Annotated in this window: 19 protein-coding genes; 7 read left to right on the forward strand and 12 right to left on the reverse strand. The window is 60.5% G+C overall.

Features of this window, described 5'->3' with window-relative positions:
• Positions 1-4: 4 nt before the first annotated feature.
• Positions 5-619: a hypothetical protein gene (locus tag AB6Q56_RS11135; RefSeq protein ID WP_434513250.1), complete on the reverse strand. Its 615-nt coding sequence runs from the start codon at positions 617-619 to the stop codon at positions 5-7.
• 42 nt (positions 620-661) lie between these two features.
• Positions 662-1,132, reverse strand: coding sequence for a hypothetical protein (locus tag AB6Q56_RS11140; RefSeq protein ID WP_434513251.1), 471 nt, complete (start codon positions 1,130-1,132; stop codon positions 662-664).
• Between the two features lie 136 nt (positions 1,133-1,268).
• Between AB6Q56_RS11140 and AB6Q56_RS11145 the strand changes: the two genes are divergently transcribed.
• Both AB6Q56_RS11145 and AB6Q56_RS11150 read left to right on the forward strand, forming a co-directional pair.
• A complete protein-coding gene (locus AB6Q56_RS11145; RefSeq protein ID WP_434513252.1) occupies positions 1,269-1,451 on the forward strand; it encodes a hypothetical protein in 183 nt (60 codons plus the stop codon).
• A gap of 77 nt (positions 1,452-1,528) precedes the next feature.
• Positions 1,529-1,801, forward strand: coding sequence for a hypothetical protein (locus tag AB6Q56_RS11150; protein ID WP_434513253.1), 273 nt, complete (start codon positions 1,529-1,531; stop codon positions 1,799-1,801).
• Here the strand turns inward: AB6Q56_RS11150 and AB6Q56_RS11155 are convergent.
• Both AB6Q56_RS11155 and AB6Q56_RS11160 read right to left on the reverse strand, forming a co-directional pair.
• Positions 1,788-2,402 (reverse strand): LysE family translocator, encoded by a 615-nt coding sequence (locus tag AB6Q56_RS11155; protein WP_434513254.1) that lies wholly within the window; start codon positions 2,400-2,402, stop codon positions 1,788-1,790. The two genes, AB6Q56_RS11150 and AB6Q56_RS11155, sit on opposite strands and share 14 nt — an antisense overlap.
• A 297-nt stretch (positions 2,403-2,699) precedes the next feature.
• Positions 2,700-3,242 (reverse strand): hypothetical protein, encoded by a 543-nt coding sequence (locus AB6Q56_RS11160; RefSeq protein ID WP_434513255.1) that lies wholly within the window; start codon positions 3,240-3,242, stop codon positions 2,700-2,702.
• On the opposite strand from AB6Q56_RS11160, the gene AB6Q56_RS11165 reads away from it, so the two are divergent.
• A complete protein-coding gene (locus AB6Q56_RS11165; protein ID WP_046535740.1) occupies positions 3,241-4,335 on the forward strand; it encodes an IS5 family transposase in 1,095 nt (364 codons plus the stop codon). The genes AB6Q56_RS11160 and AB6Q56_RS11165 overlap by 2 nt on opposite strands.
• 113 nt (positions 4,336-4,448) lie before the next feature.
• Here AB6Q56_RS11165 and AB6Q56_RS11170 read toward each other — a convergent pair whose 3' ends face one another.
• The 4 genes from AB6Q56_RS11170 to AB6Q56_RS11185 form a co-directional block, all read right to left on the reverse strand.
• The gene (locus tag AB6Q56_RS11170) at positions 4,449-4,913 is read right to left on the reverse strand and encodes a hypothetical protein (RefSeq protein WP_434513256.1); all 465 of its coding nucleotides are present in this window, start codon (positions 4,911-4,913) and stop codon (positions 4,449-4,451) included.
• Positions 4,914-5,079: 166 nt separating this feature from the next.
• A complete protein-coding gene (locus AB6Q56_RS11175; RefSeq protein WP_434513257.1) occupies positions 5,080-5,325 on the reverse strand; it encodes a hypothetical protein in 246 nt (81 codons plus the stop codon).
• 127 nt (positions 5,326-5,452) lie between these two features.
• A complete protein-coding gene (locus AB6Q56_RS11180; protein WP_434513258.1) occupies positions 5,453-5,872 on the reverse strand; it encodes an SRPBCC family protein in 420 nt (139 codons plus the stop codon).
• A 113-nt stretch (positions 5,873-5,985) separates the two neighbouring features.
• Positions 5,986-7,047 (reverse strand): alpha/beta hydrolase, encoded by a 1,062-nt coding sequence (locus AB6Q56_RS11185; RefSeq protein ID WP_434513259.1) that lies wholly within the window; start codon positions 7,045-7,047, stop codon positions 5,986-5,988.
• 78 nt (positions 7,048-7,125) lie between these two features.
• Here AB6Q56_RS11185 and AB6Q56_RS11190 point away from each other — a divergent pair, with 78 nt between their 5' ends.
• On the forward strand, positions 7,126-7,995 hold the full coding sequence (locus AB6Q56_RS11190) for a helix-turn-helix domain-containing protein (RefSeq protein ID WP_434513260.1): 870 nt from the start codon (positions 7,126-7,128) through the stop codon (positions 7,993-7,995).
• A gap of 7 nt (positions 7,996-8,002) precedes the next feature.
• Here the strand turns inward: AB6Q56_RS11190 and AB6Q56_RS11195 are convergent, their stop codons facing one another.
• From AB6Q56_RS11195 to AB6Q56_RS11205, 3 genes are all read right to left on the reverse strand, one after another.
• Positions 8,003-8,464: a c-type cytochrome gene (locus AB6Q56_RS11195; RefSeq protein WP_434513261.1), complete on the reverse strand. Its 462-nt coding sequence runs from the start codon at positions 8,462-8,464 to the stop codon at positions 8,003-8,005.
• A gap of 5 nt (positions 8,465-8,469) precedes the next feature.
• On the reverse strand, positions 8,470-9,036 hold the full coding sequence (locus AB6Q56_RS11200; RefSeq protein WP_434513262.1) for a pentapeptide repeat-containing protein: 567 nt from the start codon (positions 9,034-9,036) through the stop codon (positions 8,470-8,472).
• A gap of 134 nt (positions 9,037-9,170) precedes the next feature.
• Entirely contained in the window at positions 9,171-11,042 is a 1,872-nt protein-coding gene (locus AB6Q56_RS11205; RefSeq protein WP_434513263.1) for a methanol/ethanol family PQQ-dependent dehydrogenase, read from the reverse strand.
• Between the two features lie 213 nt (positions 11,043-11,255).
• On the opposite strand from AB6Q56_RS11205, the gene AB6Q56_RS11210 reads away from it, so the two are divergent.
• The 3 genes from AB6Q56_RS11210 to AB6Q56_RS11220 all read left to right on the forward strand — a co-directional run bounded on the left by AB6Q56_RS11210 (position 11,256) and on the right by AB6Q56_RS11220 (position 14,111).
• The gene (locus AB6Q56_RS11210; RefSeq protein ID WP_434513264.1) at positions 11,256-12,539 is read left to right on the forward strand and encodes a sensor histidine kinase; all 1,284 of its coding nucleotides are present in this window, start codon (positions 11,256-11,258) and stop codon (positions 12,537-12,539) included.
• Positions 12,536-13,183 carry a response regulator gene (locus AB6Q56_RS11215; protein ID WP_434513265.1) on the forward strand — a complete coding sequence of 216 codons (648 nt, stop codon included), beginning with the start codon at positions 12,536-12,538 and terminating at the stop codon, positions 13,181-13,183. Before AB6Q56_RS11210 ends, AB6Q56_RS11215 begins: the two co-directional genes overlap by 4 nt.
• A 76-nt stretch (positions 13,184-13,259) precedes the next feature.
• Positions 13,260-14,111, forward strand: coding sequence for a cache domain-containing protein (locus AB6Q56_RS11220; protein WP_434513266.1), 852 nt, complete (start codon positions 13,260-13,262; stop codon positions 14,109-14,111).
• An 85-nt stretch (positions 14,112-14,196) separates the two neighbouring features.
• Here the strand turns inward: AB6Q56_RS11220 and AB6Q56_RS11225 are convergent, their stop codons facing one another.
• Complete coding sequence (locus AB6Q56_RS11225) at positions 14,197-15,834, reverse strand: methyl-accepting chemotaxis protein (protein WP_434513267.1); 1,638 nt, start codon at positions 15,832-15,834, stop codon at positions 14,197-14,199.
• Positions 15,835-15,915: the final 81 nt, after the last annotated feature.

Here is a 15,915-nt window from a genome sequence, read left to right on the forward strand (position 1 = left end):
TGGGTCATGGTTTCCCGGACAAGAAGCAACCATCCGCTGCACATGAAGAAGCGCTACGCCAGTTGATGGCATTCCACGACAAAGGGTTTACCGACTTATCGCGGTTATAAAAAACGGCGGCACCACTGGGCAGATTCCAGCCATGCAATCGTACGCCAGCATAAGGAAAGAGTTGCGATGCAGTCTGCCGCCCCATCGATGCAACAAGGTAATCGTAAGCTGCCTGATGTTTCCACCAGGGGATGTTGATCGAAACCTGCTGAAGGCGACCGGAGGCAAAGAAAAAGGAAATGAATAAAGCGGGGACCCCGTTGAATGACTTTGTATCCAACGCACACGCCAAATCCCCCAAGCCCTCACCAGGATTTGGGTAGCAGTTCAGCGGAATATCCGCAAATTTCTCCCGAAGCTTTTTTTCCGTCCATGCCTCGGAAAGCTCTGACAACTGGAAAACAACATCTTTGCGATTTTCAGTGAAGTACAACCGGTGCTCTCGTATCGCCTCCCGTTGAGTTGCCAACAACCAGAAAATGCCCAATACAAGCACCAGTGCCATGAGAACTCGGCGCAGGCTCAATGGCTCAGATTGAGGTTTTTTCATGAACGGAGATGTTTTCATTTCATGTGCCATGAGGTCGAAAATTGTGGAACGCAGGCAATGTCAGCGCGATTCATAAGCTTCAATCAGGCCGTAGTATTTGGACAGCAATGCATCTGATCCTGAAATTTCCTCCAAACATTCAACTTCGTGCCGGATGAGATAAAACTCAGACTCGCTCTGGATTAAACCGTGACTCAACACCTTAGCAAGGGCATCTCGTTGTTTGACAACAAACTCAGGATATTCATTTTCAATTGCCGTTTGTAATGCCACAACTGCTTTACCTCTCCATTGAGGCGCGATTCGTTGAAGGCGTTGCGGAGTTTCACGCAGCCCCTGCTCCAACCCGGCAGCCATTTTTGACTTCGTGACTCCTGACTGAGGATCAGACAGCCATTGGACGCATTGAACCTTAGCCTTCTCCCAACTACTGATTAGGTCGTGGGCATTGTCGTCTGGTAGCGCCGCCAATTTCGCGCACAGACTTTCAAACACGGCAAAGAGTTTGTCGTACTTACTTCGCATCAACATTCGGCGCACTTCGTGCTCCGGTATCGTGATTTGTAGCCCAACGACGGCGTAGAAAAATAGTATTCATGCCGTCATCGTGCCGTGAACCATATGGAATAACAAGGCTCCAACCCGAAGGTGAATTCGGGGAAGTGCCATGACCCGCTACAAAGCAATCGACACCAGCCCGAGATTTCTCGCGGTAGATTTGGAGAAGCAGTTACTGCCCGGTAATTTAGAGCATGCCGTGCATCACCTGATTAAGCACGAATTCGACATCTCCCGCTTCGACAGCCGTTACCGCAATGACAAGAGTGGCGCCAGCGCCTATGGGCAGTAGGCAATAAGAGAGGGAATCTCCTCGCCAGTCGGTTATCGCCACCCCAGAAAGCAGAGAGCAGCGGATGACCAGTTCAAATGCATGAAAAGCAAAATGGTGCCGAGAAAATCTGTGCCATATTTTTGCCGAAAATCCAGCTGGAAAAGGGTTTTTCTACAGCATCAACGTTTTCATCACTGCTCCTGTTTGAGAAGACGCGATACCGAAGCCGTGGCTTGGCACGGCAAAGCTATCAACCAGTGCTACTGCTCGAAGGTCTCCTGGCGCCCAAGGCCTTGTTTCAACCGCGTGGGACCGCCCTGTCGCGCTGCATTGGGTGGATTGTGAGTTCGGGCATCACTTTTCGCTGAGCGCGAGAGTGCTCCCAAGGCCCGCGAACGTGGCAGCGAAACCTCGCCGCAGCCACGCCTGGACTCGCGGCGACTCAATGACGGCGGTGCGAAATACATGCGCCATGAACCCATAAACCACGAATACGACAAATGTCATGACCATGAACGTGGCGCTCAAAACCATGAGGTGCATGAGTGGCTCCGTCGTTGCCGGCTGCACGAATTGGGGCAGAAATGCCAAGAAGAAAATGGTCAGCTTGGGGTTGAGGATATTGAGCAAGAACCCCTTCAGCACAAGGCTGACAGCCGTGGTTGACGAGGCCGATCCGTCGACGGCGAAAGCCGATTTGTCGTGCCAAGTGGCAATGGCAATGTAGAACAGGTAGGCGACGCCCGCGTATTTGAGCACCTGGAATGCCAGGGCACTCGTATGCATGATCGCAGCCAGACCCAGAACGGTCGCCAACAGATGCGGAACAATCCCCGCCGTGCATCCCAACGCGGCAAACACGCTGGCTTTCCGTCCCAGAACAAGACCGGTCGATACCGTAAAGACAACCCCCGTCCCGGGGATGAGCACGACAATGAGCGAGGTGATCAGGAATTCAAGGCTGAACATGCAGTGAGTCTCCGGAGGAATTTCGGCGAGATGATTATGATCCGCTGTATTTAAATTGAGCGGCGTTGCGCAACTGAATTGCACAGTGTGCTTGACGGGTTGGCCGTTCCGATGTCCCCAGGTAATGAAAAGGCAGCTGACTTTAGAATCCAATTCACCATGCGCGATGCGATTGCCCCGACGTCCCCCTGAAAATACTATGGGCGATTTGTAAGCAGTCGCAGGCAACCAAGCGATCAGGGTAACCGGCTAGACTTGGATTTAGGTCTGACGGCCGGTTACCACAGGGATAGGTGCTTATCGACTGGCCGCCATATAGACTCTTAATGGCTCGGCTTCTTTCTCTATCTCCAATTCGATATTGCAATCGGGGTAAATTCGCCTCGTCATATCCAGCCCTACTTCGCCTATGGTCTCCGAAAAAAGAACGGCGCAAGCATTCACCATTTTCAAATTGGCGGTTGCAAAACTGATGGCATGACGGTCGAATTCCTCAACAATTTCTTGCGTCCTCAAATAAAATTTATAATCGATGGTTGCCAAAGCAAGAGTAAGCCTCTCAGCTTTTGCAATATCCCAACGAGCGGCACGTAGGTGAATTTTTCTGATTTCATCTTCCCGCGTTTTCTCCAAGCCACCAATTAATGGAGCAGCAATTCTCCCGCCATCGGCTATACAAATTGACCCGGAGCAGTTTTCTTTGCGCCTTTCCCACTCTACTTTGTTTTGTCCGTATATACCTAGCAGGCTGCTGAAATACTTCCCCATCCTGTCGACGAAACAGCGGGTTTGATCGTTATAGAGATTCACCGAGATTACCGAGAGCACAAAGCGGATCATGCGCGGAGCCGACACCTTCACCGAGAGTTTGTTTACGATGCGTCGCCTGGACGACTTTGTGCCGGCGCAGCACCCGTTGCGGCCGATCCGGGCGATGGTGAATCGGGCGCTCAAGGATATCGAACCCCTGCTCAGCGGCATGTATGCCGCCGACGTCAAAGGCGGTCGCCCCAGCATTGCCCCGGAGAAACTCCTGCGTGCCATGCTGCTGCAAATCTTCTACAGCATTCGCTCGGAACGGCAATTGATGGAGCAGACCCAGTACAACCTGCTCTTTCGCTGGTTCATCGGCCTATCGATGGACGATGCAGTCTGGGTGCCCACCGTCTTCACCAAGAATCGCGAACGCCTGATTGCCCACGATGCCGTGATCGAACTCTTCAATGCGGTACTGGCCATTGCCGAGAAGCAGAACTGGCTATCAGGCGAACATTTCAGTGTCGACGGCACGCTCATCCAGGCTTGGGCGGGACACAAGAGTTTCCTGCGCAAGGACGGCGGAGATGATGAAGGCGGCGGCAATTTCAAGGGCCAGTCACGCAGCAATGACACCCACGCCTCACGTACCGACCCGGATGCCCGACTGTACCGCAAGGGCAATACCGCCAGTGAGTTGCGCTACATGGGACACACCTTGAGCGACAACCGCCACGGACTCATTGCCAGTGCGGTCGTGACCACGGCCGATGGCTATGCCGAGCGGGAAGTTGCCAAGGCCCTGATCGCCGATGCCCGCCAAGTCGCCGGCGAAACGGCTGAAATCACCCTCGGCGCGGACAAGGGCTACGATGCCCAGGAATTCATTGCGGCACTCATCGAACTGAATGTCATTCCCCATGTGGCGCAGAACACCAGCCATCGCCGTTCTGCCGTGCCGGACGACATTGCCGGCAGTGACGGTTACGCGATCTCCCAGCAAAAGCGCAAACTCATCGAACAGGGATTCGGCTGGGCCAAGTTCATTGGGCCGATACGCCAGGTGATGGTGCGCGGACTGGAGAAGGTCGATCAGTTGTTCGTGCTGACCATGGCCGCCTACAACCTGACGCGCATGCGCTCCTTGGGAGCAATCCGTCCGCTGGGGGCAATATGATAGGAAAACACCTCGGAATCCCTGTAAAACACGTGCGAACGACCGAAAATCCGCTTCGCCTTACGAAAAACGACTCCGTTCCATGCCACCGTCTGCAGTTGCAGGGCGGTATTTCAGCAGCCTGCTAGGGCACTTTTTACAACAAGCTCGTATCCTGTGGTAACAATATCAAGATCAATGATAGTGTCCTTATTTGCAGTCGAATACAAAACTCTATTGGTTATGTTGTGGCAAACATAGTGAATACCGTATTGCCCCAAGATAACCATGGATTCCCGAGCGGGATGATCGTCCTTGATATTTGGCGCAACCAGGCATTTTGCATAGTCAACATCAGCATCACTCAAGTGCTGAGAAACACCTGACTCATCGATATTGCAAAAATCCCCGGCGCAATACCAGTATCCATCGGGATTTTCCGGATCCAATGGAACTTTGGATTCTTCGACAGCAAATGTATGTACTACTATTTTTACAACTTGGTCCAACCAAGTTCGGAGTCTATAAAAAACCAATTTTCTCGCAGGCGCCACCACTACGCTGCAGATAACCAATTTTGATGAGTTTGAATTAATCATTGATAACCCCCTCTATGTTGCTTGTAACGTGATTTTTTCTTTGCCAAAGACCGAAATATTCAAATGTCGCAATCAGATATGTATCGTTATAACTCACCGGATGGCTTCGAATAGTGCGAAGCTTAACCGCACAGCACCGGATCGGAACGAGAACGGCTACTACCCGTTATCCACGCCACCTCCCTCCAAGCGCGGGACTGATACGGTCAAAGCAAGCATCGATTTCTGTCGCGATCCTGCCAATGCCCCAGCACACGACGCTTTGGGGGTTATAGGGCAACAGGGCACCGCCGCCAATTAGCGATAAGGGAATGGCAAGCCAGTTTGGCAGGTAGGGACCAATCAGTTCTATTCCGATCAGGTATCCAAAGGTTGCAGCTATTGCAATATTGAGCTGGTTCTTTTTAGTCATTGCGAAAAGCCCTTAACGAAGCTGCTATCTTCATTCTCTGATCGTGCCGTGAACCATATGGAATATCAAGGTTCCAAGCGGCATTGAGTTATGGAACATTGTCGGATCAGGTGGTGCTTTGCCGATCCTACGCCAGCCGTTGCTCAGCATAGGTCTTAAGCGAGCGCATGGTTCGCGGGAGCCCGTCGCGCACCATCCTGGCGACGCCCGGGCCGAACAGAAAGCGCAGCGGCCCGGTAAACCAGACGCGGTGCATGACCTCGCAGCCCCCGTCGGCCGGCTCGACCCGGTGCTCGAAATGCATGCGGAAGAGCGGAAGATGGCCTTCGACTGTGAACGATTGGCCTACAGTGCGCTCTGTCACCACCATCGCCACCCCCATGCCCTTGGTGGGAACGATACGCCCCGTGGAGCCGACGGCAAACGGCCCGTCCAGCCTTGCCTGCCGCGTGTCCGGGTCCCAGAGGTGCCAACGGTCGACCTCGCTCCAGATCTGGTCGATGAACAGGGGCGGAACCGCAATGTGTATGCGTTCTTCGATGGGCATGATGGAATGAGCTCCGAAAGCCTCTCGGCAATAGTTTTACACGCTCGTCATCGTGCACGCATGCCGAGGGAATGACAAGGCGTGGCGCTTGCAACCCGGCGCTACGGCGCTCGTCAGGTGGACAAACTATCGCGCTCCGTTCGCTCGTTCGGCGCAAAGCCCCCGGCCTGCCCGACGCATGCCGCAACGGCCCGGCGCAGGCAGGCCAGGGCTTCACGGCTCTCGGGCAGGTAGGCTCCATAGGCGTGGAACTCGTGATTCATTTGCGGCCAGACATCGAGGCGAACGCTGCCGCCCTGGGCGGCGACCAGGCTCGCGAAATCGCGGATCATGTCGACCAGGATTTCCCGCCCACCGGCCTGCAGGTAGATCGGCCCGAGCGAGCGATAGTCCTGCCCGATCGGCGACAAGGCGGCGTCGCTCAGCGCCTGCCCGCCCTTGAGCCACTTTGCGAATTGCAGGGTCATGTAGCCCTGCACCATATCGTACGGGTCGTTGCCGAACTGGCTGGCGCCGCGCCGCCCGATATCGGTCCACGGGCTGATGCCAACGGTGAGTGCCGGTTTCGGCAGATTGACGTCCCGCAGCTTCGCCAACACCATCAGCGCCAGGTGACCGCCGGCCGAGTCGCCGCACAGCACCAGTTTTTCCGGCGGGGTGCCGTGGGCCAGCACATGGGCGTAGGCGGCAAGCCCGTCATCCAGCTGGGCGGGATGCGGGTGCTCGGGCGTCAGGCGGTAGTCAGGCGCGAAAACAGCCACCCCGAGCGTATGCGCCAGACAGGCCGCGAAGTGGCGCGACACGCCGGCGTAGAAGGTGTAGCCGCCGCCGTGAAAGTGCAGCAGGGTGGCATCGCTGTGGCGCGTCTGCGGCAGGAACCAGGTGCCACGCGGCTCGCCGTCGCCGGTCTCGCGTACGCTCACGTCGGGATAGGTTTCGGTCATGCCGTAGACGCTGTCGAAGTAGGCCCGGCTTTCGGCAATGTCATGGCTGATACGAAAGGCATGATTGAACTGGGCTCGCGTATAGCGCGTGCCGTATTCGAACAGAAACGGCCACGCTTTCACCAATGGCCTGCCCAATGCCCGCCCCAGCGCCACACGGCACAAACAGGCGGCTGATACGGCCATGCTGCGCAGCTTGTGCGACAGGCGGCCCTGAATTATCGTTTTCATGATGAGCTACTCGCGGATGTCGATCCATGCCATCCTGCCCGCTCCGCCAGCGCCTCGCTAGAACGCAAACGACACCCGTTGAAGACACCGCTCTCCCGCCTGCACATCCCCTCCCCGGCCCTCGGCGCCTGCCTGTTGGCCGGCATCGAGCGCGACACACGCGGTTGTTCGCTGGGCGAGCTGGATCGTCTCAACTACTACCCGGCGACACCGATGGCGGTGATCTCGTGGATTTTCGAAGGAACACTGCATCTGGTCGAAGGCGAGGCACAGGGAAACCGATTCGCGCTCGGCCCGCCCTTGCCAAGACTTACCCTCTCCGGCCCGCAGCGCGGCCCGGTGGCCAGTTGGTCGCCGGGGTCCGTACATGCCCTGTCCGTCGGCATATATCCGGAAGCCTTCAAACGCCTCATCGGCCACCCCGTGGAAAGCTACCGGGATCGCCACCTGCCTCTGGAAGCGGTGGCCCCGCCGGCCCTGCTCCGGGCTTGCCAAGCTGTCCTTGATGCCGGCGCACCGACCACGTTCGCGCTTCTCGAAAAGGAAATCCGGCCATTGTGGAAAGAGCCGCTTCGGCCCAGTCCGGCACCGTATATCGGCGACTGGGTACGCTCGGTGGCGACCCGAGCCACCCACTCCAGCGCGGGGCGCAGCCTGCGTCATTGGCAACGCCTTGTCCGCGACTGGACGGGCCAGAGCTATCGCGACCTGCAGTTGTTCATCCGCGTCGAAGAGGCCTTCATCCATCGCGTTGCCGTCCGCAACGGCGGCACGCCAAACCTTGCCGACATCGCGGCCGATGCGGGCTTTGCCGATCAATCGCACATGGGGCGCGAGATTCGCAGGATCACCGGGGTGTCGCCCGCCCGCTTTGGCGAACGCCTGGCCAACGACGAATCCTTTTGGTACTACCGCCTGATCGCCGGAGAAATTCGGCAATGCGGCTGACCGGGTTTCATTCCCGCGAGGCGCTTCTTCTCGACTCGACGAAGGTCTGGATGGCCCAGGCCAGTTCCTGCTTGAGCACGCCCTGCCAGGGCGGCATGTGGGTGACGCCGAGGATGATCTTGCCGTGGCGGACCGTCTTGGCGAAATAGGCATCGTTGTCGCGCATGCAGGCGGCGTTCAGTTCGGCGTCGCTTATCCGTCGGCAGAAGCGGTTGAGGTTGCGCAAATCGGGGGCCGGGGCGGCGTTGGTGCTGGCGTCGGCGCCATGGCAGCGGGCGCAGGCCTGGTTGTAGGCTTGCTGGCCGATGGCGATGGCCTCGGGGTTGCCGCGATACGGGTTTTCGCTACGCCAGGTTTCGCCGAGCGGCGGCAGGCCGTCGGGCGACACGGAGGGCGCCACGGCGACTTCGTTGGCCAGTGCCGACGCGGAAAAAAGCACGGCCATCACGGCGATGAGCAATGTGTTCATGGTGGTCACCATTCGGTCGGGCAGCCGGTGCAGCCCTCGAAATCGGCTTCGTGGAAAACGGCAAAGCGACGGTAGGTACCCGTCAGGTCGGCCTTGCGGAAATTGACGGTGAAGAATTTGCTTTCCTGCAGATTGGCATTGGTCAGCCGGGCACCGATGAACCAGGCGAAATTGGCCTTGGCCGCCTCCATATTGGCGCCGGCCAGGTCGGCCTCGCTGAAATCGGCGCGGAACAGGCGGGCAAATTCGAGATCCGCGCCGACCAGGCGGGCGCCGCGGAAGGTGGCCGTCGGTGCGGCGGCCTTGACCAGCTTGGCGGCGGTCAAGTCGGCGCCATCGAAGTTTGCCCCGGCCAGATTGGCGCCGGTGAGGTTGGCGCGAGCCAGGTTGGCGCCGGAAAAATCGGCGCCGGCGAGATTTTTTCCCGCCAGATTGGCGTGGCGGAGGTCGACGCCGCGGCACTGGGTATGCGGCCAGATACCGCAGCCGTTGATGACCAGCGGCTGGCCGGCCTCCTGCGCAAGGGCCATGGGCAATCGGAGCAACAGGGCGATGAGAAGCAGACAACGCATTGGGGCAGTTTCCGATCTGTGTAGCGGTAGGGGCAATGCTCGAAAAGAGGTGACGGGGCCGGTGTCCATGCAGCACCGGCCCTGTCGGTTAAACGCCGGGGGCGGGGAAAGGTCGCTCCCGGCGCGGGGGAGGCTTACTTCTTCGCCATCTTCGGCAGCTTGAACACCCACATCGAGCCGCCCTGCGTCACCTGTTTGGTCAGGTCGGCCATGTCGCCGCCCCACAACGGCACGGCGCCGCCATAACCGGACTGGATGCCGAGGTATTGCTCGCCGTCCATTTCCCAGGTGATCGGCACGGAGACCGCGCCGGAGCCGGTCTGGAACTTCCACAATTCCTTGCCGTTCTTGGCGTCGAAGGCCTTCACGTAGCCGTCGGAAGTGCCGGTGAACACCAAGCCGCCGGCGGTGGTCAGGGTGCCGGCCCAGAGCGGGAACTTCTCCTTGTGCTCCCAGGCGATCTTGCCGCTCTTCGGATCGATGGCGCGCAGCGTGCCGACGTGGTCGTCGAACAGGCGCTTGATGCGGAAACCCTGGCCGAGATAGGCAGAGCCGGCCTTGTATGTGAGCTTTTCGGTCCAGTAGTCCATCGCCCAGTGGTTGGCCGGGATGTAGAACAACTCGGTCTGCGGGCTGTAGCTCATCGGCATCCAGTTGGTGCCGCCGAGGAAGGGCGGCGAGACGAAGATCGAATCGCCCTTGTCGGCCCCCTCCTTCGGTTTCGGCGGGTGCTGGCCGTCGACGATCATCGGCTTGCCGGTCTTGAGGTCGAAACCCTTGGCCCAGGTGATGCCCTCGACGAAGGGCCAGGCTCCGATCAGCGAGGTCGGCTTGTTGGGGTAGCCGGAACCGTCCGACAGCTTCTCGCGGTCGGTGACGAAGAAGAAGCCGTTGCGGTCGGCGTGGGCCGAGGCCTTGACCAGCTTGCCGGTCTTCGGATCCTTGTACTCGAAGAGAACGACCGCGTTGTTGCCGGAGAAGTCCCAGGCATCGTTCGGGGTGTGCTGGAAGAAGCCTTTCAGCTCGCCGGTGTTGGCATCCACATAAGCCTGACCGGAGGTAAACAGGCTGTCCCAGTTGCGCGGGTCGTCGCCTTCCTTGGTGCGGTGCCAGGTATTCCATGGCGCCGGGTTGCCGGAACCGATGACCACCATGTTCTTGTCCACATCGTAGCTGGCGGTCTGCCACGGCGCGCCGCCGCCATGATGCCAGGCCTCGACCTTCTTGCCGTCCGGCCCTTCCGGCCAGCTCGGCGCTTTCGGATCGCCGGTCGTCGTGCTGTCCTTGCCGTGCAGGCGGCCCATGTGGCCCTCGACCATCGGACGCGCCCAGACTTCCTCGCCGGTATCCGGGTCGCGGGCGAACAGCCAGCCGACAACGCCGAATTCGTCGCCCGACGAACCATGCACCAGCAATACCTTGCCGCTCTTCTGGTCCTTCACGACGAAGGGGGCGCCGGTCATCGTGTAGCCGACCTTGTGGTCGCCGAACTTCTTGCGCCAGACCACCTTGCCGGTGTCCTTGTTGAGGGCGACGACGGCAGCGTCCAGCGTGCCGAAGTAGATCTTGTCGCCGTAGATGGCGGCGCCCCGGTTGACCACGTCGCAGCACGGGCGGATATCGTCCGGCAGGCGGGCTTCGTACTCCCAGAGGCGCTTCCCGCTCCGCGCATCGATCGCGAAGATGCGGGAATACGAGGCGGTGACGTAGATCACGCCGTCGTGCACCAAGGCCTGTGCCTCCTGCCCGCGCTGCTTTTCGCCGCCGAAGGAGAAGCTCCAGGCCGGCACCAGGCTGTCGACGTTCTTCGTATTGACCTTGGCCAGCGGGCTGTGGCGCTGCGCCTTCAGGCCCAGGCCATAGGAAAGCACGTCCTGCGTGGTCTTGTCGTCATTGAGGATATCTTCCCAGCTCACCGTTTTGCCGGCCAGCGCGGGGGTGCAGAGCGTGGCCGCAACCAGGGCGGCAAGCAGCGTCCGGCGGGAGGGGCAGTGCGTGTTCATCATGTTTTCCTTGTCTCCAGATAGGTGTTCGTATCGTCCCCGTGGGGTCTGCCAGCGCTTGCCGACAGGCCAGGCCAGTCTAGGAGGCCACTCGCTGGCTCGTCCCGGGAGACGATCCCCCGCCACTCGGGAAAAATTCCCGGGCTTTGCGCCTTCGCCTCCGGGGCGGGTATGGAACCTGCAACGGCTTGCCCAAACAATCGACGAGGAGAGTCCATGGATCTGCGACGCCGCCTGCTTGGCTGGCTCGGCCTGTTGCTCGGCGGCCTGCTGGCGATGGCCCTGATCGTCCAGCTGCACTCCCTGCGTGCCGACATCGGCGCCGAGGTCGAGGCTTCGTCACGCCTGGTCGATGTGCTGCTCGCCGCCGACGGGGCCGCCCCCGACCTGCCGAAGCGGCTGGCCGAAGCCGACCTGCGGCATCTGAGCATCCGCAGCGCCGGCACGTCGGCGGCACCGGAAACCCCGCCGCTGCTGGTGCGCCTCGGCCTGGTCCCCGAGGCCGGCCCGGAGCACGAGATACGCGTCGGCGAACATCGCCTGATCATCGCCCCCAACCCGGCGTCGGAAATCGAGGAACGGCTGGGGGACACTGTTCGTTTATTGATCACCCTGTTGCTCTATTCTGGAGCAACCCTGCTCGCCGCCTGGTGGGCAGCCGACCGCGCCCTGCGCCCGGTGCGCGAACTGGAAAGCGGGTTGCACCGCCTGGCGCGTGGTGAATCCGACCCGGCGCTGCCCACCTTCGCCCTGCGGGAATTTCGCCAGGTAGCCGGCGCCATCGACCGGCTGGCCGAGGCACTGGCGGCGGCGCGCGCCGCCCAGCGCGCCCTCGCCCGCCAGCTGATCGCGGTTCAGGAAGAGGAGCGCCGCGCCCTGGCCCGCGACCTGCACGACGAAATGGGGCAGACGCTGACCGCCATCAATGCCACCGCCGCCCACCTCGAACGCCATGCCGCCCGTCTCGACGCAGCGGCTATCGCCGAATGCGCGGCCGACCTGCGGCGCGACATCCGCCACTCGGGAAACCAGCTGCGGGCCATGCTCAAGACCCTGCGCCCGCACGGCCTGGATGCCTCGGGGCTGGCCGCCATGCTGCGCGAACTGCTCGACGGCTGGCGGAATCGCGAAACCGGCATCGAATTTGCAATGGAACTGCCGGAACACTGGCCGGAAGTCGATGAAATGGCGGCCCTGACGCTTTACCGGATATTGCAGGAGGCGCTGACCAATGTCGTCCGCCATAGCGGCGCCCGGCATTGCACGGTCGTCGTCACCGCCGATGCGGCGCGCTTGCGGATGAGCATCGAGGACGATGGCGACGGCTTGCCGCAGGCGGGCGCGGCCCGGCGCGGCGGCTTGCTCGGCATGACCGAAAGGCTGGAAATGGCCGGCGGGCACTTGCAGCTGGACAGCTTGCCGGGCCGCGGCCTCCGGCTGTCAGCCGAGTTGCCGGCGCAGGCCGGAACGGTGAAAGGAAGGAAAGGAGAGAGGGAATGATGCGCATCGTATTGATCGACGACCACGCCGTGGTCCGCACCGGCTACCGTCGCCTGTTGTCGGCGGAGCCCGGTTTCGAGGTGGTGGGCGAAGCATCGAGCGCCGACGAGGCCAACGCGCTGGTCATCCGCAGCCTGCCGGATGTCGCGCTGGTCGACCTCAGCCTCAAGGGCAGCAGCGGCATCGAGGCGATTCGCGGCATGCTCGCCCGCCTCCCGACCTTGCGCATCCTGGTCCTGTCCATGCACGACAGCGCCGGCCACGTCACGCAGGCGCTGAAAAGCGGCGCCCACGGCTACCTGACCAAGTATTGCGAACCGGATGAGGTGATCGACGCCATCCGCCGCGTCGCGGCCGGCCGCCGCGCCTTTTCGGCCGACATCGCCGACATCCTGGCCGGCGAGGCGATCGACGGCGAAACACCGCTGCACCAGCTGACCCCACGCGAATTCGAGGTGCTGCGCCTGCTCGCCCACGGCGAGACGGCCAGCGACATCGCCGATGCCATGCACCTGAGTCCGAAAACCATCTTCAACTACCTGTCGATGATCCGCCAGAAACTCGATGCCGACAGCGACTTCAAGCTGCTCCATTTCGCCGCCCGCCACGGCCTGGTGGATATGCATAGCCCTGGCGTCGCCTGAACATCGAAAACCTGACATCTGCCCGGCACCAAGCCTGACGCCGAAAAACCAACCCATCCAAACCGGAGACCCGTCCATGCCATACCGCATTCGCCGTACCCTCGCCGCGCTGAGCCTGGCTGCCGCCAGCGCCATCGCCTTCGCCGCCGACCACGCCACCCCGCGCGAGGCCCGCGCCCTGTTCGACCAGGCCGTCAAATACCTGAAGGCCAACGGGCCGGAAAAATCCTGGAAGGCTTTTAATAACCGCAGCGGCCCGTTCGTCAAGAAAGACCTGTACGTTTACGTGATCGACACCAAGGGAACCTATGTCGCCAACGGCGCCGCGCCGGTCGAACTGGTCGGCCTGAACGTGCTGGACACGGTCGATGCCGCCGGCCTGCCGCTCTTCCGCGAGATGATCGCGGTCACCGACAAACAGGCCGAAGCGCGCATCCGCTACGTCTGGCTCAATCGCAAGAGCAACCATGTCGAACCGAAACACGCCTGGCTGTACCGCGACGGCAACTACATCCTCGGGGTCGGCTATTACGCGCCGCGCTCCAGCGCCGACGACGCGCGCAAGCTGCTCGACGCCGCCAGCGACCAGATCCGCCGCCAGGGAATGGCCAGGGCGCTGGCCAGTTTCAACGACCGCAACGGCCCCTTCGTGCGCGACGATCTCTACGTCTTCGCGGTCAACCTGGCGAACGGCAAGTTCGAGGCCCATGGCATGAATCCGAAATGGACCGGCACCGACGCCAGCGACCTGCACGACGTGGAAGGCAAGCCGCTCATGAAGGAAATGCTCGAACTGGCGCGCAACAAGGGCGAAGGCAGCGTCGATTACGTCTGGCGCAACCCGATCACCAACGCCGTGGAAAACAAGCGCACTTTCGTCCGCCGCGAAAACGGCAGCCTGATCGGCGTCGGTTTCTATCGCGAGTAGACAGGCCGAGCAGCCGCCCCCGAAAGAGGGTGTCCCCCGGGCAGGGCAGCCCTCCGCTGCGGAGGATGTTGCCCGGGGAGTCGTTTTACAGCTTGTACCGTCCCAGCGTCATGAGCACGACCTCCGCGAGCTGATCGACCCGCTGCGCGCTCTCTGCCGTACGCTGGCTCGCGGCATGGTTCTCCTCGGTCATCTGAGCGACGGACTCCACGTGCGCGGCAATGTCGTTGCTGGCGGCACTTTGTTCGCGCAGCGCTTCGTTGATCTCGGATATCGCCCCGGCAGCGCGCTGGGTCTCGCTGCCGATAGCGGCGATTTCGGTGCCCGCCGACCGGTTCAGCTCCTGTTCTCGCGCAACCTGATCCACCACGCGCTCCATGCCTGAAACGGCAGCCTGACTGCTCTGCTGGACGGCAGAAATCATCGCGGCAATCTCCCCCGTGGAGCTGGTAGTGCGTTCGGCCAGTTTGCGCACTTCATCCGCCACGACGGCAAAGCCGCGTCCTTGTTCGCCAGCCCGGGCTGCCTCGATGGCAGCATTGAGCGCCAGCAGGTTGGTCTGATCGGCGACATCCTTGATCACCTGAACCACCGCCGAAATATCGTCAGACTGACGGCCCAGCGCGGCAATCGCTCCGGCAGCCTGCGCCACGGCATTGGATATTTCCCCCATGCCGGCAACCGAGCGTTCGATGGTCGCGATTCCACCATCGGAACGTCTCTCGGCTTCTTGCGACATGGCCAGTGCATCGGCGGCACTGCCTGAGACATGATTGATGCTGACCGTCACCTCTTCCACAGCAGCGGCCATCGAAGCCGCCGCCGAGGCCTGATGGGCGGTGGCCTGCGAGACCTCCTGCGCAGCGGTGGCCAGATTCCCAACCTCCTGACGCACCTCGCCCATGCGTTGGAAGATGTCGATAAACGAATTTTGCAATTGCCCGACCAGATCGTTGAATGCCTGCGCGGTCCGGCCGATCTCGTCGCTGCTCCTGGTCTCTACACGCTCGCGCAGATTCAGTTCGCTGCCGATCCGGCTCATCGTCGCTTGCATGGCATTGAGCGGCCCCATGACGCTCCGGTAGATCCAGACACCTAGAAAAACAGTCAGCGCAAAGCAGAGGATTGCGGCCAAGGCAATCCACCAGGTCGCGCTCTCCTCGACCTTTCCAGCCTCCACGGCTGCCCGGCGGGCAATTTGTTCGTTGATTTCAATCACCCTGCCCAGATGCTCCTCTGCCGTGGAGAATGGCTTTTCCTGAGCGTGGAAGGCGGCATAGAAACGTTTGAATGCCTCCTTTTGCGCGGATTCGCTCTGGTTTTCGGCAAGCAAGCGAATTTCTGCCGTAACCTTTGCATCGGCAGCCTTCCAGACCGACCACGCCGCCACGAACTCCTGCCAGCGCACCTTCTCATCCGCCGTCTGCGGAATGGCCTCGTATGCCCGCCAACCCTCATCCGCCCGCTTCCAGGCTGCATCCTTGGCAGCCAGCGCCGCACGGAAATACTGCTTAGCCTGCGGACTGTAATCATTTTCCCAAATGGCAACCTGCAACGAACGACGTACCAGATCGGTCTGCGCCTCGTTGATCACCTCTAGGCCGATAATGGAAGGGATACGCACGTTGACCGCTTCGTGCAATACGCTCGACAACATCCGCTTGACAGTAAAACCAACGCCCCCCAGCGCACTCAATCCCAGCAAGGCCACGGCGATCAGCAATAACAAACGCGACTTGATTGACATAGCAGTTCTCCGATCACGGGATTTCATTTTAGTCACAGAGAAATGACAGATGGTTAC

The organism is Dechloromonas sp. ARDL1 (genome assembly GCF_051122455.1).
GTDB lineage: Bacteria > Pseudomonadota > Gammaproteobacteria > Burkholderiales > Rhodocyclaceae > Azonexus.